Annotated in this window: 18 protein-coding genes; 7 read left to right on the top strand and 11 right to left on the bottom strand. The window is 47.2% G+C overall.

From position 1 onward, the window contains the following. The first annotated feature begins 1 nt into the window (after position 1). The 7 genes from C6H04_RS03390 to C6H04_RS03350 all read left to right on the top strand — a co-directional run bounded on the left by C6H04_RS03390 (position 2) and on the right by C6H04_RS03350 (position 7698). Positions 2 to 505, top strand: a complete 504-nt coding sequence (locus tag C6H04_RS03390; RefSeq protein ID WP_233711269.1) for a HobA family DNA replication regulator — start codon at positions 2 to 4, stop codon at positions 503 to 505. Beyond that, the gene (locus C6H04_RS03385) at positions 502 to 1125 is read left to right on the top strand and encodes a DNA polymerase III subunit delta' (protein WP_104732331.1); all 624 of its coding nucleotides are present in this window, start codon (positions 502 to 504) and stop codon (positions 1123 to 1125) included. The genes C6H04_RS03390 and C6H04_RS03385 overlap by 4 nt, the downstream gene beginning before the upstream one ends. Further along, positions 1125 to 2276, top strand: a complete 1152-nt coding sequence (gene folP, locus C6H04_RS03380; protein ID WP_104732349.1) for a dihydropteroate synthase — start codon at positions 1125 to 1127, stop codon at positions 2274 to 2276. Before C6H04_RS03385 ends, folP begins: the two co-directional genes overlap by 1 nt. 95 nt (positions 2277 to 2371) lie before the next feature. After that, the gene (locus C6H04_RS03375; protein WP_104732330.1) at positions 2372 to 3616 is read left to right on the top strand and encodes an aromatic amino acid transport family protein; all 1245 of its coding nucleotides are present in this window, start codon (positions 2372 to 2374) and stop codon (positions 3614 to 3616) included. 2 nt (positions 3617 to 3618) lie between these two features. Then, positions 3619 to 5028: an L-serine ammonia-lyase gene (locus C6H04_RS03370; RefSeq protein ID WP_104732329.1), complete on the top strand. Its 1410-nt coding sequence runs from the start codon at positions 3619 to 3621 to the stop codon at positions 5026 to 5028. Positions 5029 to 5048: 20 nt separating this feature from the next. Next, complete coding sequence (locus tag C6H04_RS03365) at positions 5049 to 6050, top strand: alginate lyase family protein (RefSeq protein ID WP_104732328.1); 1002 nt, start codon at positions 5049 to 5051, stop codon at positions 6048 to 6050. A 1054-nt stretch (positions 6051 to 7104) separates the two neighbouring features. Next, complete coding sequence (locus tag C6H04_RS03350) at positions 7105 to 7698, top strand: hypothetical protein (RefSeq protein ID WP_104695851.1); 594 nt, start codon at positions 7105 to 7107, stop codon at positions 7696 to 7698. An 82-nt stretch (positions 7699 to 7780) separates the two neighbouring features. Here the strand turns inward: C6H04_RS03350 and pepE are convergent, their stop codons facing one another. The 11 genes from pepE to ribE form a co-directional block, all read right to left on the bottom strand. After that, positions 7781 to 8479 carry a dipeptidase PepE gene (gene pepE / locus C6H04_RS03345; protein WP_104732325.1) on the bottom strand — a complete coding sequence of 233 codons (699 nt, stop codon included), beginning with the start codon at positions 8477 to 8479 and terminating at the stop codon, positions 7781 to 7783. Continuing rightward, the gene (gene ppsA / locus C6H04_RS03340) at positions 8476 to 10887 is read right to left on the bottom strand and encodes a pyruvate, water dikinase (protein WP_104732324.1); all 2412 of its coding nucleotides are present in this window, start codon (positions 10885 to 10887) and stop codon (positions 8476 to 8478) included. Before ppsA ends, pepE begins: the two co-directional genes overlap by 4 nt. Positions 10888 to 10915: 28 nt before the next feature. Continuing rightward, a complete protein-coding gene (locus tag C6H04_RS03335; RefSeq protein WP_104732323.1) occupies positions 10916 to 12574 on the bottom strand; it encodes a bifunctional chorismate-binding protein/class IV aminotransferase in 1659 nt (552 codons plus the stop codon). Position 12575: 1 nt separating this feature from the next. Further along, positions 12576 to 13451: a DUF2156 domain-containing protein gene (locus C6H04_RS03330; protein WP_104732322.1), complete on the bottom strand. Its 876-nt coding sequence runs from the start codon at positions 13449 to 13451 to the stop codon at positions 12576 to 12578. Beyond that, complete coding sequence (gene lysA, locus C6H04_RS03325; protein WP_104732321.1) at positions 13441 to 15363, bottom strand: diaminopimelate decarboxylase; 1923 nt, start codon at positions 15361 to 15363, stop codon at positions 13441 to 13443. The genes C6H04_RS03330 and lysA overlap by 11 nt, the downstream gene beginning before the upstream one ends. Further along, positions 15360 to 15926, bottom strand: a complete 567-nt coding sequence (locus tag C6H04_RS03320) for a 2-oxoacid:acceptor oxidoreductase family protein (RefSeq protein ID WP_104695845.1) — start codon at positions 15924 to 15926, stop codon at positions 15360 to 15362. The genes lysA and C6H04_RS03320 overlap by 4 nt, the downstream gene beginning before the upstream one ends. Positions 15927 to 15928: 2 nt before the next feature. Then, the gene (locus C6H04_RS03315) at positions 15929 to 16756 is read right to left on the bottom strand and encodes a 2-oxoglutarate ferredoxin oxidoreductase subunit beta (RefSeq protein ID WP_104695844.1); all 828 of its coding nucleotides are present in this window, start codon (positions 16754 to 16756) and stop codon (positions 15929 to 15931) included. Then, positions 16756 to 17886, bottom strand: coding sequence for a 2-oxoglutarate synthase subunit alpha (locus C6H04_RS03310; protein WP_104732320.1), 1131 nt, complete (start codon positions 17884 to 17886; stop codon positions 16756 to 16758). The genes C6H04_RS03315 and C6H04_RS03310 overlap by 1 nt, the downstream gene beginning before the upstream one ends. Next, positions 17883 to 18224, bottom strand: a complete 342-nt coding sequence (locus C6H04_RS03305) for a 4Fe-4S binding protein (RefSeq protein ID WP_104695842.1) — start codon at positions 18222 to 18224, stop codon at positions 17883 to 17885. The genes C6H04_RS03310 and C6H04_RS03305 overlap by 4 nt, the downstream gene beginning before the upstream one ends. 96 nt (positions 18225 to 18320) lie before the next feature. After that, on the bottom strand, positions 18321 to 18590 hold the full coding sequence (locus tag C6H04_RS03300) for an EscU/YscU/HrcU family type III secretion system export apparatus switch protein (RefSeq protein ID WP_104695841.1): 270 nt from the start codon (positions 18588 to 18590) through the stop codon (positions 18321 to 18323). After that, a complete protein-coding gene (ribE, locus tag C6H04_RS03295) occupies positions 18590 to 19210 on the bottom strand; it encodes a riboflavin synthase (protein WP_104695840.1) in 621 nt (206 codons plus the stop codon). Before ribE ends, C6H04_RS03300 begins: the two co-directional genes overlap by 1 nt. Positions 19211 to 19272 lie beyond the last annotated feature (62 nt).

Below are 19272 nucleotides of genomic sequence, written 5' to 3'. Positions count from 1 at the left end.
AGTGCGTCGAGCACACCAAATTCTTCAAGAGCAACATGCTATGTTAGACTGCCCATGGCTAGAGTCTTATGATTGGGCTAATTTTAGCCATAGTATCCGCCATGTGTTAGAGGGTGGCAGTGTGCTTCTATGTGTGGATACAGAGCGCTTGTGGTTTAAACACTATGTTTTTGCCCACTTGAACGCGCAAAAGTTACGCCCTCTAGTGCCTATTGTGGATGGGTTGTCTGGATTTGCATCCCTCTTACAGGATACACAAGAATTTTCCTTGATTCGCCATCTCTTGGATTTGACCTATCAAAACTATATATTTTGGTATGTGGGCAAAGAAGGAGTATTAAGCGAACTCATTTCTAGCAAGGACCACTTTTTGTGGTTGCTTGATGGTCCAGGGGCACTTCTAAGCTCGTTGGATCCCATGTGCGATCTCAAGTTACTGCAATTTTATAAAGTCTTTGAAAATATCCTCTTTGAAAGTTTGTTAGGGAAATTAGCGCTCAAATGAGTAATCTTTTAATTCTTGCCAACGCTCCCAAACAAGAAGCTCTAGTGTATCAAAAAACACTGGACACACACACGCAACCTCCCATTTTTGTAGAGTTATTTGTGGAAGATGAGCTCAAGATAGAGCATGCCCACGAGATCAAGCGTCGTTGCGTGCTCACTTATGCGGGGGAGAAAATTTACATCATCGCCGCGCACCACTTCAATGTCTTTGCCCAGAACGCCTTACTCAAAATTTTAGAAGAGCCCCCTATTAATACGCGCTTTGTTTTAATTGCCAAGCACAAACACGCCTTGTTGAGCACCCTTCTCTCACGCCTTACCTGTGAGGATCGACGCACCCAGATCGCCCGTGAGCGTTTTCCCCTAAACTTGCACACATGCGCTTTAGCCGATGTGTACACTTACTTACAAAACCTAGATAAAACCCCTCTCAATCTTGAAGAAGGCAAAGCGCAAATTCAGGCCTTTTTATACGCTTTGCAAGAAAGCACCATCTCCTTACCCTTGGATATGCTCGAGGATATAGATCGGGCCATGCGCGCAAATTCTTTGTATTACCGCGCCAGTTATAATCTCTTGCCCCTACTCTTGAGGGTGTTAGAACTAAGAGAAACATGATGTTTTTAGAGCGCATGTCTCCATCTAGTTTTGCCTTAGAATTAGAGCGCATCACCCCCCACCCTGTTGGCCAGGCTATCATGAGCCAAAAAGCCCGTCTCTTGGCTTTTAAAATCACCGATTTGCCTTTAAGTGCTGCTCTGACCCTCAAGCAGGAAGCTTTGCGTGTAGGGGCTGAATTAGCCACACCCAAGGATTGCATTTTAGCCAAGAAACCCGCCTATACATGCCTTTTAGTAGGCACTTACGACCAACTAGAACGCCTGCGTGTGAAGTGCACTTCTCAAGCCTTTGGGCTAAAACGATTGGCAAAGATGTTAGAATCCCATCTTCAACCTCCCGTTTTTGGCAACCCAACTCTGATGGGTATTATCAACATCACTCCAGATAGTTTTTACCCCCAGAGTCGCCACAATACCCAACAGGCTTTGGAGAAGATTTATCACTATTTAGAACAAAAAACCGCTTACATCGACATTGGCGCGGCCAGCTCGCGCCCTTTTAGCGCACGCCTTGAGTCACAAGAAGAAATCGTGCGTCTTAAAGATATTTGCCTAGAAATCAAAGCTAACAACCTAACCCGACACACCATTTTTAGCATAGATACCTATAATCCTAAGACGGCTGATTTTGCCCTACAACATGGCTTTCAATTACTCAACGATGTTAATGGTTTTAGAGACGAGCAAATGTGCCAAGTGGCTAGGGCCTATAGAGCTCAAGTGGTGCTGATGCATTCTAACGGGGTGCCTATGGACATGGAGCATTTTGCGCCCCATAAGCAACTCTTTTTGGAAATGGATCGCTTTTTTAGCGCACAACTAGAGCGCTTAGGCACATATGGGATTGACAGTATTCTTTTGGACATCGGTCTAGGCTTTAACAAAACCACTGCACAAAACCTAGCCCTTATCCAGCATTTAGAGCATTTTTTGCATTTTGGTTACCCTCTACTTGTGGGTGCAAGTCGTAAGAAATGTATCGGTGAGATTTGTGATAGAGAGGTGCAAGATCGCCTAAGTGGCACCTTGGCTTTACACTTAATCGCTTTACAAAGAGGGGCAAGTATTTTGCGCGTGCACGATATTGCTCCCCATCAAGACTTGTTGAAAATCTACGAGACTCTTTGTAGAGTGGAGTTACCATACTAAGCACTCAACCCATTGGCGGTGGAGCGTCTTTGATTTATGCTGTGAGGCTGGGGGAAAATCTGTTAGCATGAAAAAATCTCGTTAAAAGGGTGGTGATGGAGAAGGATAAGAGGATAAATCTCTTTGATATCCGCTGGATGTGGTCCATGTTTGGCACGGCGATTGGGGCAGGAATTTTGTTCTTACCCATCAAGGCTGGGGCGCAAGGCTTTTGGCCTGTGGTAGTGATGGCAATCTTGAGCTTTCCTATGACCTGGCTTAGTCACCGAGCTCTAGCGCGCTTTGTGAACGCGATTGGCAACCATGACATCACCCATGCAGCGACTTATTTTGGCAAAAGTGCCGGTTTTTTCATCACCTTTATCTACTTCTTTACCTTTTATCCCATTTGTCTTGCCTATGGAGTAGGGATTACCAACACCGCAGAATCCTTTTTTGCCCACCAACTCGGCCTCAACTATTTCGAACATAATCGCTTTTTTTTAGCCGAACACTTAGTCAGCGGCATGATCTTTGTGATGATCTTCAACACGACTATTGTTACGCGCGTTGCCAATGCTTTAGTTTACCCTATGGCGTTGATCCTATTTGTCTTTTCACTCTACCTCATACCCTACTGGAAAACTTCCATGCTTACGGAAATTCCAAGCTTTGGGGGCTTCTTTTCAGCACTTTGGTTCACACTTCCCGTCTTAGTTTTCTCTTTCAATCATAGTGCTATTATCTCTACCTTTGCTCAAGCGATCGAGAGGCGTTATGGGGAACTCAAGCACTTTAAAACTAATCAGATCGAGTTACTCAACACTTCCCTCTTACTCCTATTCGTTATGTTTTTTGTTTTCTCCTGCATTCTGTGCCTTGAACCCGCTGACTTTATCAAAGCGCGAGAACAAAATATCCCTATTTTAAGCTATTTTGCTAACACATTGGGCAATCCCATTATCGGTTATACGGGTCCCATTGTAGCGTTCTTGGCCATTAGCACTTCTTTTTTCGGGCACTACTATGGTGCTAAAGAGGGCTTAAAGGGATTGGTTGTGCAAACCTTGGTGAAAGATAAGCTCTCGCCTAGTTGTCACAGGAAGATTGATATTGCCGTAACCCTGTTTTTATGGATTAGCATCATTTTAGTTTCCTACTACAATCCAAGTATTTTGGGCTTCATTGAGAGTTTGGGTGGGCCTGCTCTAGCCACCATCACTTTTATTCTGCCCATCGTGGCAATGTATGTAATCCCTTCGATGAAAGTTTTTAGAAACTTTTGGGTAGATGCCTTTATCTTAGCTGTAGGCGTGTTAACCGTACTCAACGCCGTAATTGATCTCTTTGTCAAAGGATGAACATGGATATTAAAACCCAACAGGAAGTTTATACACAATCTATGACTTCTATTTTTAAAATCGGCATTGGACCTAGCTCTTCACACACCATAGGTCCTATGGATGCCTGCGTGCGCTTCTGTGCCTTACTTGCAGAAAAAGGGGTTTTAGAACGCACAGCTCGCGCATGCGTAACCTTGCACGGTTCTTTAGCTCTCACGGGCAAGGGGCACTTGACAGATTTGGCATGTTTAGTGGGTTTGAGTGGGATTAGTGCTAAAAAAGTGAGTGTTTCCCAACGCCAAGAAATTGTACAACGGGCTCTCAAAGAAGGGCACATTTTTTTGGCCCAGCACCATGATATTGCCTTTGATTTCCACAAAGATATTCTATTTGACAACAAAGCTTTAGAATTGCACGAGAATGGCATGGTGGTGCGAGCTTTTGATGCCCAGGGGAATTTACTGGCTGAGGAAACTTATTATTCTACGGGTGGGGGCTTTATTTACACACAAGAGGAGCTCAAGCACAAAAAGACAACCCCTACTCACGCCAAACATACTCCCTTTGACTTCAATAGTGCTAAAGAGCTAGAAGGGCTGTGTGCAGAGCACCATTGCCATATTCCCCACATCGTAGCCAGGCATGAAAGCGCGCTTTTTGGCGAGGATTATGCTAGAAACTATTGTTTGGAAGTGTATGAGGCGATGTTGGCCTGCTTTGAGAGTGGGGTGCACGCCCAGGAAAAACGCCTGCCCGGTTGCATCGGCATGGATCGCCTAGCCCCCAGTATTCAAGAGCGCATGAGCAAACACTCCAACCCACAAGACCCTTTAGCCGTGATGGACTACATCACCATGTATGCGCGTGCTGTGAGTGAGGAGAATGCCTGCGGTAACAAGGTGGTTACAGCCCCTACGAATGGCTCTTGTGGGGTAGTGCCCGCCGTGCTTCTTTACTGCCATAGGCATATTAAACCCCTTACTCAAGAGCAAATTGTGGATTTTCTGCTTACATGTTGTGCCATCGGCTATCTCTATAAAAAGAACGGCTCGATCAGCGGGGCAGAAGCGGGGTGTCAAGCGGAAGTGGGAGCGGCTTCTTCCATGGCAGCAGCGGGTTTTGCCTTTGTGATGGGCGGGGGCGTGCACCAAGTTTTGAGCGCGGCTGAAATTGCGATGGAGCACCATTTGGGCTTAACCTGCGATCCTGTGGGCGGGTTAGTGCAAATTCCATGTATTGAGAGAAATGTCGTGGGCTCAATCAAAGCCGTTGCTGCGGCGCGTTTGGCTCTTGAAGATGGTTATCAGGCAAAGGTAGGCCTTGATGAGGTGATTTTAACCATGCTCCAAGTAGGTAAGTCCATTGATGCCAAGTACCGCGAAACCTCGCTGGGAGGTCTAGCGGTCAATGTCCATATTCCTAGGTGTTAAACGTAACATGAAGGAACGCGATGGCAAAAATGCTACTCTTAGGGCTATGTTTTTTAAGTGCTCTGCAGGCCACGCAATATTTTTTTAGAGACTTCTGCTCTGCTAATTTGGAGCACACTCTCCATTTGCATCGAAAACTTCAAAAGGAGATTCACGCATGCACACAACTCAACACACTACCCCACTACACCCTAACGGGCGAAAGAAAAGTCGATCCATGTAGTGCAGAGTTTAAAAGATCGGCCACTCTATCCTATGATTTGGCTTTGGGTTTTTTGACAAGTGGGAAACAAGAATACGCTCAAAGGGCTAGAGAGATTTTAGAGCAATGGGCGCAAAATCTTGGAGTGGTGGGCTCAAAGGAAGCCAAAAACCTGATCAATTTCTACATGCCTTATATGAATATGGCCTATCTCTTTATTCGCTCAAAATTTGCTAGTCCCCTATTTGAGCAATTTGCGCGTCGCATGCTAACCTACGCACGCTATGAGAAAACTAACAATATCGGAGCTTGGGCTATTCTTTTAGGCGTGAGCAGCGCACTTGTTTTAAATGATCCTGATCTGCTTTCGAGTATGGCGCATAAATGGCAAGAGTGGATTTTAAATGCCATTGATGAGAGTGGCGTGATGGCAAAAGAGATTGTGCGTAGCAACACTGCTAATTACAATGGCGGACCCACTAAGGGCATTAAAGGCATTGCCTACACACATTTTGCACTTACTCCCATCAGTGTGGCAGGGCAACTGCTTGCGGAAAATGGCTTTGATCTATGGCATAGCAGCGCTGCGCAAAAACTTTTTAAAGCCTATAACAAAGCCGCAGAATGGGTGCTCAACCCGAAGAGCTTTCCCTACTACCAACCAAACTTAACTGGTGTCTATCATGACGCCTATTTTCTGCTGTTAAACCAATACTTTAAAAGTATGGCAGGACAACAAGCAATCGAGCAGGGTCACTTTAAAGGTGACCATTTTAGACTGCAGTTCAACGATGACTTACATCATACACCAAGAACATAGTGCAAGAACGGCAGTAGAAGTAGCGCCTAATGATTTCTCTATCTTGCTATAGCGCTCGAGAACACTGCATGAAATGTTTAAGACACCCCCACGCTCTCCTCAATGCGGTTCATGCTCTCATTAAAGCGTTGGGTGATCACTGCGGTGTTGACTTGGCGCAATTCCGCATGATGGCCTGCACCTGCGTGCTAGCTACTTCTCCTAAGCGCAAAGAAGAGTTCAAATTATTGCGTAAGGAGCACATGGAGGCTTGCACGCCTTCTACTACGCCATTAGAAGTTTTTCTAAAGAAAGGGCATGCCGTGCTGCACCCATGCTCTCCCTAAAGGCATCTAATTGGGGTCTAATTCTAATACTGAGTTCGCTTTGCATGGGGAATAACCCTGAAAAAAATAATTAGAAGTTAGACACAAGAAAAGGTCAGACAAGACTAAATAGGCTAGAACAGAGATGCCCCCTGCTGCCAGGGGGTAAACCAGCTCAGGAGGACCGCCATGAGCGAGCATGGCAAGAAGCCTTTGCGTGCATTTTGCCTCAAAATTTCTTTTTGGGGCTTAAGTTCGTCTTGAAATTCAAGCGATAGCGCGCCACAGGTTCCCCGCTTTCGCTGGAAATTCCTCAAACAAGCTGGCTTTCTCAAACTTAATCCTATCTGTTTCTCCTACTTGATCCCGTGCGTCTTCTCTAACATCTCTTTAGTCAGTTGCGCGTAGGCCAAAAATTCGCTCACTTGCATGTGCATCACCTCATGGTAGTCAAAGTGTGGGTCATAGCCTAGTAAAAGCTATATCCCTCTTAAGTTTTTTATCCACACCTCTGAATTTGGCAATGGTCTTGGCTAGTTTCTCAAACTCTTCTAGGGGTAGTTGGTGAGTAAAAACGCGCGATCAGATTCTCTATCAAATCCCACTAACTCGTTTTCAAAGTCTCTTCATGCTTTTTTAAAAGCCTTATGCCCATACTTAGACTACTCGCAGACTAATATTGGTCTAATTATGCTAGACTTCGAGGACACATATTAAGAAGGGCTTCAGATGCCGCTTGTCCCCCTTTGATGGAAAACTTTGTTAGTTCTGATTTATTCTTAGTGTTGGGAGCGGGGGGGTTAGTCTTTGCACGCACGCACGCGTACGCTGTGTTAAAGGCAGGCTTAGTGATGGGGGTGCTACTCTACCCTTGGGCTTTTTTGCACTTGTTGAATGGGAGTGCGTTAAATCTAAGTATGCTGTTTGTGGGCTTATTTGGCAAGCTTAGTCCTCTAGGTTTACTCGTGGCGCTGTGGATGGGGGGAATTAAACTAGGATTACGGCCGTACTCGCGCGCTGTGGCATTTTTTTTGGTGTTCTTTGGGGGTGTGGTTTTTGCGGACGCGCTGGGGTTTTTGCCCTTTAGTCTAGCTTACCCGCCCTTTGCTTGGATTAGTTTGGCTCTATGGAATGTGCTTGCTTACCGCGTGCATAGGGTTTTGGGTATACTATTTGCACTCGTACTCAGTTTCCAACTCTGGCACCCTGCCCCAGCACCCTACACCATGTTTATGGATATTTATCTATGGTTAGGGGCATTGTGGAGTCTGTTAGTATGTTTTTACTGCCGTGCTAAACACCCTTGCGTTCCAAAGCCCACAAGTTTAAAGCTACAGGGATAGACTGCAAGCATAAAAGGCCAATGCGTAAGGGTCGGGGTATTAACCCCATGGCTTTCAGCTATGGGGAGCGTGTCAATGGTTCCTAGCCAGAGATAGCGGGTCTTGTTTTGACAAGTTGGGGGGGTTGGTGGTGCTCGAATTTATAAAAGGGTTGGTTAGCCACATGCAAGAGGGTGTGTTGTTCCCCTTGCACCCAAAACGCCCCACCATCGGGTATACCATAGACGATTGCTTGAGGATTGAGGGCCAAAAACTCGATCAATCTCTCCTGCCGACTCTCCCCCTCATGATTAGCCGAGCCAGTAGGAAAGTGCGGGTTAATCTGATAGGGCACTAAATTTAAAGCTTGTAGGCTTGGAGGGTAAGTAATGGGCATGTCATTAGTGGTGTGGATACTAGGAGTCGCTACATTAGAGCCAGCCGACCAGCCTAGATAAGGCGTGCCGACTTTAACGCGTTCTCTAATGGTCTCTAGTAAATTATGTCGATACAAACCCTCTAGGAGCTTAAAACTATTCCCCCCATTCATAATAAGCCCTGCGCAGGTGTGGATAATCTCCAACCCTCTATGCGCACCCACCACTTCTATGCCAAAATCTTTTAAGAGTGTGCGCATGTTGGTTTCGCATTCCTCTTGACTTCTAAGCACGCTTCCATAGGCGATCAAAGCGAGTTGTTTTCCTTTAAGCTGGTACACCTCTATAAACTTTTCAATCCAAGGCAGAGCGTAGGTTAAAAACTTGCCCTGGTAGAGCGCGCCTGAGAGCAAGAGTAAATTCACGCTTGCCCTTCCAACTGCACGACTCTATTCCAAGTGGCGATGACCGAGTCGGGGTTGAGCGAGAGGGAGCTAATGCCCTGCTTGACTAGAAACTCTGCTACTTCGATGTAATCGCTGGGGGCTTGCCCGCAAATTCCGCAATACTTGCCATGCCTTTGGCAGGCCTCAATGGCGCGCTTAAACATCTCCAGCATCACCGGGTTGCGCTCATCAAAGACATGGCTGACTAATTGTCCATCCCGATCCACGCCCAAAGTGAGTTGGGTTAAGTCGTTCGAGCCGATCGAAAAGCCATCAAAGAGATTGAGGAAATCATCCGCTAAGATCACATTTACGGGCAATTCGCACATAATGTAGAGTTCTAGCCCGTTTTTGCCCGATTCTAGCCCATTTTTACGCAGAATCTCCAAGACCTTTTTAGCCTCCTCAATGGTGCGCAAGAAGGGGATCATAATCTTCATATTGGTCAGCCCCATTTTTTCACGCACCATGCATAAAGCCTCACACTCCCAAGCAAAGGCTTCTTTATAAAGGTCCGAATAGTAGCGACTTGCCCCCCTGAAACCTAGCATGGGGTTTTCCTCATGGGGTTCATACGCGCTTCCCCCTAGCATGCGCATGTATTCGTTGGACTTAAAATCGCTGGTGCGCACAATCACCGGTTTTGGATAAAAGGCCGCACTGATCATCCCCATTCCCTCAGCGATCTTTTTGACAAAGAAATCTTTAGGGCTCTCGTATCCCGCGATTAAATTTTCTAACTGATCGCGCTCAGGCACGCTTTTATTGTGGTGTAAATCTACTAAGGCTAGGGGATGAGCTTTGATCTGGTTGAGCATGATAAGCTCCATGCGCGCCAGCCCCACGCCGTGATTGGGCAATTGTGAGAATTTAAAGGCTTTCTCCGGGTTGCCAATATTGAGATAAATTTTGGTTTTGGGCTCTTGCATGGAATCTAGGGCGATGCGCTCCACTTCAAAGGCGTGCGCACCCGCATAGATATAGCCCGTTTCCCCCTGCGCGCACGAGATCGTAACCTCCATGCCCGTGTAGAGCGATTCGGTTGCCCCAATCGCTCCTACGATGGTGGGCACGCCAATTTCTCTAGCCACAATGGCAGCATGGCAGGTGCGTCCACCCCGATTGGTAACCACCGCGCTGGCCTTTTTCATAATGGGCTCCCAATCTGGGTCGGTATTATCTGTCACTAGAATCTCCCCCTCCTTGAAAATATTCATGTGATCGAGACTATTGATCACGCGCACCTTGCCTATGCCAATCTTGCCCCCGATCGCCTTACCTGTAAGCAACGCCTCTTTAGGGGGCGCGCTCTTGAAATGATATTTTTCATACACCTTAGCATTCTGCTTAAGGCTTTGACTCTGCACGGTCTCTGGGCGTGCCTGCACGATGAAAATCTCCCCATTATCCCCATCCTTAGCCCATTCAATGTCCATCGGGCGGTATTGCCCCGCTTCTTTGGTATAATGTTCTTCAATAATGGCTGCATCGCGTGCCAAGTTTAAAATATCGCTATCACTTAAAGAAAAACTATGTTGTTCCTTGGGTGTAGTGGGAATGGTTTTAGTGGGGTGTTCGCTCCCCCGACTCGCATATACAATTTTATTACTCTTATCGCCCAATTGGCGTTTGATAATGGGTTCTTTGCCCTGGGCTAGAGTGGGTTTAAAGACATAAAACTCATCGGGATTTACTAACCCTCCCACCACACTCTCCCCCAAGCCCCAGCTAGAAGTGATAAAGACCGCGTTTTTAAAGCCCGTTTCCGTGTCAATAGAGAACATCACCCCCGCACTGGCTTTGTCTGCACGCACCATTTTCTGCACCCCCACGCTTAAAGCTACTTTTAAATGATCAAAACCCCTAGAAGCGCGGTAACTGATAGCGCGATCGGTGAAAAGCGAGGCTAAACACGCCTTGATGTAGTGAATGAGTTCGGTTTTTCCCTTGATATTCAAATAGGTATCTTGTTGGCCCGCAAAGGAGGCATCGGGCAGGTCTTCTGCCGTAGCTGAGCTACGCACGGCTACATCCGCCTCACGCATGTGATATTCATCACTGAGTATCTGATAGGCTTGTAGGATTTCATCGCGTAAATCAGCAGGCAGAGGCGTGCCAAAGATGAGGTCGCGAATCTGCTTGGAGCGCATTTTTAAAACATCTAATTCGGTCGCATCCACACCTTCTAATAGGTCTACAATTTGGGCTTTAATGCCCCCTTTTTCCAAGAGATACCAATAGGCATCGCTGGTAATGGCAAAGCCATTAGGCACTTTGATCCCACTAGGCACGAGTTCTTGAAACATCTCCCCAATGCTCGCATTCTTACCTCCAACTAGGTTAACATCTCTGTTGTTGATCTCTTTGTAAAACTTGATGTAGCGCATAAAACCCCTTTATGGTATGGTGTGCAAATTATAACATGGGCTCTTCTAGCCTGACCTCCACCACGCCCCTAATGGCGTTGGTGGCATAAATCTTATCTGCCCGCCTCAAGTCCTCTAAGCTCAATGTCTTAGGAGTGCAACGCCCCGCCTCGATCAAACGGGTAACCCCCACTCCTTTTAAAAGCCCTGTGCCAAATGCTGGGGTGTAGAGTTGTCCCTCTATCTCTAACATGAGATTACTGCGTGCTCCTTCGCTAAGTTGCCCCTCAGGAGTGTAGTGCAACACATCAAAACAATCCCCCCTTTGAATCTGCGTGCGTGCCTCTTCATACCATGGGGTGTAGGTGGTCTTGTGGATTAAAAAATCATTGCAGGGGTCTAGGGGCTTCTTGGCTAAAAGCAATTTCGTGCTCTTGGGGGGTTCTAGGGGGCTGTATTCTAAGTCATATGAGCCATCTTTATGCCATAAAAGGCGTAAGATACCATCTTGGGTGGGCTGGTAATGTTCTAGCCAGTCTTCATAGACAAAGTTAAAATAACGCGCACTTGTCTTTAGACGCTGGGCGTGCAAATCTCTATGCCAAATCTCCAAATGGCGCACTAGCATGGTTTCAATCAGGCTAAACTCGATCTTAGGCAAGATAAAGAAACTCTTTAAATAGCACTCTTGGTATTCCGATTCGAGCTGGCTGGCCTGAGTTACTCCACTGCCCACGCACAAAGTGTAGGTTTGACTCTGCGTAGGCGCGCACATGGTGCGGATGGGCACATTAAAAAAGGCTCGCTCAGAGTCAATAATCCCAATCGCTCCGCAATACACGCCCCGTTCATGTTGCTCTAAATCTTGTATGAGTTGCATGCTTTTCTTTTTAGGTTCGCCTGTTACCGAGCTAGAGGGGAAGATTGCCTCTAAAATGGGGAAAAGCCGGGGGCTTTTGAGCGTGCCCACTAAAGTAGAAGTCATTTGAAAGAGAGTTGGGTGGGCTTCCACTTCGCACAGCTTAGTAACCTCCACCTTGTGGGCGATTTGGGCGAGCTCCTGGGTGAATAAATCCACCACCATGGTGTTTTCATTACGATTTTTAGGATCGTTTTGCAAAAATGTTTTATTGTGCGCGTCTTGCTCTGGGGTTGCTCCCCGTGCGATCGTGCCCTTCATGGGCTTGACTCGTATGGTCTGCGCGGCATAATCCAAATCAAAGAACAATTCGGGCGAAAAACTTAAAATAGTTTCAAAGGGGCTTGGCAAAAAAGCGCAATAGGGGGTGTGTTGGTTGATCAAGACTTGTTCAAAAGTGGCGCGGGGTGTGGCGTGGGTTTTGAGGTGCAAGGGCAAAGTTAAATTCACCTGCGCGCATTCCCCCTTGTCAAATGTCTCTTGAATTGCCTTAAATTGATGGGCATAGGTGTTAAAATCTATGGGCGTACTAATTTGGGGGTAAAAAGCCATGTTTGCTGGAGGTTGAGGGGTGTAGGCCTCTTTGCTAGCAAACTGGGTAAAGTAGGCAATGGGGATTTTAGAGGTGGTCGCACTTAGGGCATTGTAGTGAATATAACCCACAAAGTAGCCCGTATGGCGTTGTTCATCGATGCGCTCACACAAATCTTGCAATTGGGCATGGTGAAATGCCTGAAAACTCTGCAGGGGCTGGGTGTAGTGAAACGCGCCAAAGATGGCTTCTTGCATGTCAATCCTTATAGTTAGCGTGGAATTTTTGTAGTAAAAAGGCAGGGTGATAGCCCATTTTGGCTTGGCGCAAGCCCTCAATGCCTAAATCCTCTTCGCGATTGACTAGGGGGCAGTCTTTAAAGGCGTGGGCTAAGAGTTGTTGGTTGATCATCTGGTAAGCTCCGCGTACACGGGGGTCTGCCTTTTCGATGTGTATCACTGCCATATCCGTATTAATTCTCTCCCCAAAACTCATCGCCACCACGCGCTCCCTTATGCGGATAACCCCCCCCTGTAATTGCAACTCTTCGAAGACAGCTAGCGTGTCCAAAATGCCCCGATGCTCGTCATCTAAGGCTTGATCTTCCTGCCTTAAGGTGCGCCACTCTGTGAGAGCACTGGCAATTTGATCGCGATTGTGCGCACCGATGGGTTCGTAAGTGAAGTGGGGGTATTGTTTTAAAAAGGCGTTGAGGTGATTTTTCTTTTTATGGTATTTTTTGCCCTGCAGGGCAACGAGTTCGGCAGTGTGGTAGATATAGTCAAAGCGATCTCGCCTTGCCTCAAACGCAAAAACATTGGGAAAGTACACCTCTAGTTCTTGCTTATGTTGTTCCTCTAGGGCGCGTAGCTCTAGTTTGGGTTCTAATTCTAATAGGGCTTGAATAACCGCCCTTTTATTCCCCGCCCCGATGGGGTAAAAATAAAAAGGGGTTTGCTTAGGGTATTGTGTGCGGATCACTACACAGCCACACACAAGGGCTAGACGAATGTCCCTAGCATTTTTCCACAAATACAAATTGGTAAAATTCACATCCGCCACGCTAAAATTATCCGCTTGCAAATGCGCGTCTAACAGCCCTTTTAGCTCTAAACTCAGGGGTTTAAACTCCACTTGTTCTCCGTGTGGTGGAATAAGTGCCTAGACATAGGGGCTCTAAATGGGTGGGTAATTCTAGGTCTGCATTGGCTTCTAGCAAGCACCCTAGTGGTGTGGCTAAAAAGTAGGGGTCTGTGCACGCGCTCAAAAGGACTTGCACTTCTTTTCCCTCTGTGGGAGCAAACCACCACGCGCGCCGTGTAGGGTTTTCCTGTGCCAAGAAGCCAAAACGCCCCACGAGCAAACACCATGTGCTCGCGATTTTAAAGCTATGCGCGATCTCTAGGCATTGGTGCTCAATATGCACACTCAAGGCTTTGAGCCCTTGTGCGTAGGCATTACTACCCCGCACCTCAAAAAGCCCGTAATCCACACCTTTGAGCAAAATCGCCTCAAAAAGCATTAGAGGGTTGTAGAGTTTTAACTTAAATTGTTGCCCCAAAAGCCTTCTAGCTGTGCTTGTGTGGGTGCTGATCCCCACTTTTTCAGGGCCTACCAATGCCCTTGATACGCTTAAAATCTCTGTGTAGATGCTCTCTAGTTGAGCGCCCACTTTCTTGAAAATTTGGGCCTCTCGCACAGGGTTATACATGCTCAAAGCGCTCTTTTGCTTGTCTTGGGCGATTTCTTGACTTAAAGCTAAACGGGTGTTTAACAGCTTGCTCAATGCCTCATCAATGCGATCGATCTGTGCCCTCTTAGCATGGATACCTATACTCTCCAAATGCCCGATCTCATGGGCGATGTTGTCGAAAAAGTTTTCTCGATCTCTTAAAATATGTACATGACTCTGCTCTAAACCTAGCTCTAAAATCTTAGGACGGCTATTATAATGACTAGCCATGCTCGCCCCATAAGCTCCCACCTGCTTAAACACCAGCAAATCTCCTCTAGCCACCCCCCTTAAAGCTACCCCTTTTAAAAAGCAATCTGCGCTCTCACACACCGGGCCCACAATGTCAAAAAGAGCTTGCTCGCCCTCTTGGGCGTTAAGCACCTCTACTTGATGGCGCGCCCCATACAACGCGGGGCGCACAAAGTCATTCATCCCCGCATCAACTACCACAAAATTCTTCTGCGCGCTAGACTTGACATATTGCACGCGACTAACTAGCACTCCGCTATCAGCCACAATTCTGCGCCCCGGCTCACAGATTAAAGTCAAGTCTAATTTTTGCGCCACGCTTTTAAGGGGTTTAGCGTAGTCCGCAATGCTAATACACCCCTTGCCCTCGTCCACGCCAAGCCCTCCGCCCATGTCTAAAAACTTGAGTTCTATCCCACTGGCTATTAGAAAGCGCGCGAGCGCGCTCATTTTTTCGCTCGCTTCTTTGATGGGTTCTAGCTCGATGAGTTGGGAGCCAATATGACAATGCAAGCCTACCGGTTCTAAGAAGGGGGATTGTTTGGCAAACATGAACATCTGCACCGCTTCTTTTTCCTCTACCCCAAATTTATTTTCCCATAGACCCGTAGAGATATGGGGGTGGGTTTGTGCATCAATGTTGGGGTTAACCCGCACACTGATACGCGCGGGGGTGTTTAAATTTGTAGCGATGCGCTCAATCAGTCGAAGTTCTTCAAAAGACTCCACATTTAAAAATAAAATTTTGCTCTTTAGGGCTTCTTGAATCTCGCTCTCTAGCTTGCCCACCCCGCTAAAGATGATTTTATAAGGGGGGATGCCCGCTAGCAGGGCACGGCGCACTTCATAAATGGAGACACAATCCCCCCCCGCTCCCAAACGCGCTAGATGGGCTAATAAACTTAAATTAGAATTGGCTTTCAAGGCATAACAAATCAGGGATTTACCCCCGCTAAAGGCGTTTTTAAACTCTAAAAAGGCCTCCTCGATTTGATCAAAGTTATAGAGATAAAAGGGGGTGGGATGCGTGGCAGCAATGCCCGCAATAATGTCTAAATTCAAGAGATTTTCTTTGCTTCCAACGCTTTGAGCGCGTGCGCTTCTCCAATCTCAAAGGCTTTTTTATTGAGTTCTGCCACTTTAGCTGGCACTTTGGAAATCATCGTTTCGATCACCTGGGCGCGTTCCACGCACTCCATTAAGGTGATGGTAATAGCCAGCGCAACCACAGATTGGGTGATGATATTGCCCACCTCATCTTTGGCAATACTAATAATGGGGATTTTGTAGAGTTGAAACTTGGCCTCATCCTCTGGAGTGGGATGGACTAAGTTGGGGTCAACTACCACCACACCCCCGGGCTTGACATCGCTCTTAAAAATGCTGTAACTGCTTTGGGCTACTGAGAGCATAAAATCGATCTCGCCCCGTTTGGCATAAGGGTAGATGATTTCTTCGGAGCTCAAAATAATGTCCACTTTGGTAGGCCCACCCCTCACTTGGCTGGTGTAAGTAGAAGTTTTAGTGCCAAACCCGCCCGTGGCGATCTTGGCTTCGGCTAAAATCTCTCCAGCTAGCAAGACCCCTTGTCCGCCTACGCCCGTAAAACGCAATTCTAAACTCATGGCTAGTTCCTCTCTTTCTTAGAGGCTTTCTCAATCACACCCTCGTAAGCCTCGCAATACTCCACCTTAGAAGTGTCATGTTTGAGCACACCGGTGGGATACTTGCCCTCCCTCTCCTCAGGGCTTAAGGCTTCGTATTGGCGTTTGCTCAGTAAACGAGATTGAATCCACGCTAAGGTCTGTGCCGCCTCGCCCATTTTGTTTTTGCGCCCCAAATTGATATGGCAATTACTATGCACATCCACAAAGCTAAAGCCCTTATGACTAAAGCCTTCCGCTAGAGTGCGCTCCAATCTCTTGGGGTCTAATACACTCTCGCGCGCGACAAAACTCGCTCCCGCGGCCATGGTGATCTCGCATGGGTCAAAGTGATTGTCAATATTGCCACTTTGGGCGGTAACTGTCCACATGCCATTAGGCGTAGTGGGGGAGGTTTGTGAATTGGTGAGCCCATAGATGAAGTTATTGACCAACACCAAGTTAAGATCGATATTGCGTCTGCAAGCATGGATGGTGTGATTCCCTCCAATAGCAAAGCTATCTCCATCGCCGGACACCACAATCACATGTTTTTTGGAGTTGGCTAACTTAATCCCGGTGGCGTAAGCCAGTGCGCGCCCGTGTGTGGTGTGTACAGTATTGCAATTCACATACGAACTCATGCGCCCGCTGCACCCAATCCCACTCACCAAGCACACATCGTCCATATTCCAGCCCAAGCTATCGATGGCGCGGATAATGCACTTTAAGATCACCCCATCACCACAGCCCCAACACCAGAGCGTGGGGGTTTTATCTACGCGTAAATATTCATCATAATCAAATGCCATTAGAGCTCCTTTATTTTTAGCGCAATCTGCCTAGGGGTAAAGGGTCGTCCATCGGCTTGTAACAACGCCTCCACTTTGCGTCCCATGACATGTTCAATCTCGTGCACATACTGCCCCTTATTGAGCTCTACCACAAGGATTTTTTCGAAGCGTTCACCTAAAACCTTGAAGCGTTCTTGGGGGCTGGGCCAAAGTGTGAGGGGGCGGAAAAAGCCAATTTTCTTAGGATGATTTTGCGCTTTTAAATCTTTTAAAGCCTCTTTGATCGCGAGCGCACTCGAACCATAGCCAATCACGAGCACATCCGCATCTTCTAAATCCATCTCTTCATTCTTGCAGACAATGTCGCTTTTAGAGTCAATTTTATGAAAGAGTCGATCGATGAGTGCACCTCCAATTTGCGCATCCTCTGTGGGGAAGCCAATGGGGCCATGGTGCAAGCCCGTGATATGGTAACGATAGCCTTTAAAGAAGGGATTGAGAATAGCCGACTCATCTTGGGGCACGCCGTAAGGCTGGTAATCCTTAGGATCGCCCTCAAAAACGCGCCGATTGATCACGCTCTCCTGGACTGCCTGCAAATCGGGTAATTGCACCCGACCATACATGTGTCCGATGGTTTCATCTAGGAGCAAAAAGACAGGAGTCATGAGCATTTCAGCCAGATTAAAGGCGCGCAAAGTTTCGCTATAAATCTCCTCTAAATTGCCCGGAGCCAAAGTTACGGATTTAAAATCTCCGTGCGAGGGGTGTTTTAGAAAACTCACATCTCCCTGAGCTACACGGGTGGGCATCCCCGTGGAGGGACCTGAGCGCATGACATCTACAATCACAAGGGGGGTTTCTGTCATAAAGGCATAACCAATCTGCTCTACTTTAAGAGAAATCCCCGGCCCCGAACTAGCTGTCATGGATTTTACTCCACTCATGCTAGCCCCCAGTGCTACACACACCCCCCCAATCTCATCCTCCATTTGGATGAAATGCCCTCCATGTGCAGGCAAGAGTTTGCTCATCGCATGCATGATGTCTGAGCTAGGCGTGATCGGATAGCCCCCAAAGAAACGACAACCCGCATCGATTGCCGCTTTAGCGACTAAATCATTGCCATCAGAAATCACTTCTCTCATTGACCCCTCCCCTGCGCGACACTCTCTTCTAAGAGCATGTAATGGTTAGCCCGCACTCTAGCACCTCTCTCTTCGGCATCCTTAGACACCTTAGCAAATTTGAACTCTTTTTTTTCAGCGACATAAATGGCAAAATCTGGGCAACCCAGTTCGCATTTACAACATCCTATACAGCTCTCCGGATAAGCCACCTTAGCCACTTTGCCTAAAATATGATCCAAGCGCACACCCATGCCTAGCACTCCGGCCGGACACACAGATACACATAAATCACAACCTTTACAACGCGCCTCATTCACCCAAACGGGCACACCCTGAGGAGCTACCATCTTGGACATCAAAACTCCTTGATTGACACGACTAAATTTGGAGGCTCGATTTTAGCATTTAAATATTAAATTGAAAATAACATGCACAAGATGGGTACAAAAATATTAAGAACTCAATTCGGATTGGCTTTCAACATTCTGCAACCAAATAAAGACCTCTACCACGCTCGAATAGAGCTCGGGTGGAATAGGCGTATCCAAGCGCACATCTAAGAGCGATTCCACCAAGGCCTCATTACAAAAAAGGGGTACATCAAAGGCCTTAGCCTTTTCCACAATCGCGCGCGCGATCACCCCCACTCCACTAGCTACTACCTTGGGCGCGCTGTCTTGCCCGACATTGTAGGCGAGGGCTACGGCTTTGGGTAATGCCATTAATACCCCATCGCGATGCGATCAATATCCTGCCAGCTCAACTGCGAGCGAGGGGTTTGTTTGAGCAAATGCGCTACAGAACGCACTAGCAAATCGCTCTCTAAATTGACTCGCCGCCCTTTTTTATAAGTAGCAAAGAGAGTATTTTCGAAGGTATAGGGAATAATGGTCAGAGTAAAGCTATTTGCATGTACTTCACTTAGGGTCAAGCTCACCCCATCAAGTGCCACCGAGCCATGAGGGATGCAAAGCTGGAGAAAATCGCTAGGGGCTTGAACTTGCAGGCATACCTGATTAGCCAAAGGCTTAATTTCCATGACGACTCCAATCCCATCGATATGCCCCTGCACAAAATGCCCATCGAGGCGATCGTTTACTTTTAGTGCGGGTTCTATATGCGCATGCGCCCCGGGGATGTAGTTCTCTAGGGCGATTGACTCCTGTGTGTGTGCACTTAACTCCAAAGCAAATCCCCCTGTAAAAAGCCTAATCACGGTCAAGCATGCTCCATTGACCGCAATACTATCGCCCAACTTAGGACGATAGGTGCTACCAACTTCTAACACATTGCGATCAAAGGCTTTAATGGCAGCGATCTGATGGATAACCCCGCTAAACATCCCAAACTCCCTTAAGGCAAATTTAAACCATATCCTCTAGGATTATAATATAATTAGGCCAA

The sequence above is a fragment of the Helicobacter salomonis genome (genome assembly GCF_900197775.1).
GTDB classification, from domain to species: Bacteria; Campylobacterota; Campylobacteria; order Campylobacterales; family Helicobacteraceae; genus Helicobacter; species Helicobacter salomonis.
Note: the sequence above shows the minus strand (reverse complement) of the source record. Positions and strands in the feature narration are given on the sequence as shown.

Bases quoted from the DNA above. Each gene is read 5' to 3' on its own strand.
- C6H04_RS03385 (WP_104732331.1), top strand. From the start codon at position 502: ATGAGTAATCTTTTAATTCTTGCCAACGCTCCCAAACAAGAAGCTCTA.
- folP (WP_104732349.1), top strand. From the start codon at position 1,125: ATGTTTTTAGAGCGCATGTCTCCATCTAGTTTTGCCTTAGAATTAGAG.
- C6H04_RS03375 (WP_104732330.1), top strand. From the start codon at position 2,372: ATGGAGAAGGATAAGAGGATAAATCTCTTTGATATCCGCTGGATGTGG.
- C6H04_RS03370 (WP_104732329.1), top strand. From the start codon at position 3,619: ATGGATATTAAAACCCAACAGGAAGTTTATACACAATCTATGACTTCT.
- C6H04_RS03365 (WP_104732328.1), top strand. From the start codon at position 5,049: ATGGCAAAAATGCTACTCTTAGGGCTATGTTTTTTAAGTGCTCTGCAG.
- C6H04_RS03350 (WP_104695851.1), top strand. From the start codon at position 7,105: ATGGAAAACTTTGTTAGTTCTGATTTATTCTTAGTGTTGGGAGCGGGG.
- ppsA (WP_104732324.1), bottom strand. From the start codon at position 10,887: ATGCGCTACATCAAGTTTTACAAAGAGATCAACAACAGAGATGTTAAC.
- C6H04_RS03335 (WP_104732323.1), bottom strand. From the start codon at position 12,574: ATGCAAGAAGCCATCTTTGGCGCGTTTCACTACACCCAGCCCCTGCAG.
- C6H04_RS03320 (WP_104695845.1), bottom strand. From the start codon at position 15,926: ATGAGTTTAGAATTGCGTTTTACGGGCGTAGGCGGACAAGGGGTCTTG.
- C6H04_RS03315 (WP_104695844.1), bottom strand. From the start codon at position 16,756: ATGGCATTTGATTATGATGAATATTTACGCGTAGATAAAACCCCCACG.
- C6H04_RS03310 (WP_104732320.1), bottom strand. From the start codon at position 17,886: ATGAGAGAAGTGATTTCTGATGGCAATGATTTAGTCGCTAAAGCGGCA.
- C6H04_RS03305 (WP_104695842.1), bottom strand. From the start codon at position 18,224: ATGTCCAAGATGGTAGCTCCTCAGGGTGTGCCCGTTTGGGTGAATGAG.
- C6H04_RS03300 (WP_104695841.1), bottom strand. From the start codon at position 18,590: ATGGCATTACCCAAAGCCGTAGCCCTCGCCTACAATGTCGGGCAAGAC.
- ribE (WP_104695840.1), bottom strand. From the start codon at position 19,210: ATGTTTAGCGGGGTTATCCATCAGATCGCTGCCATTAAAGCCTTTGAT.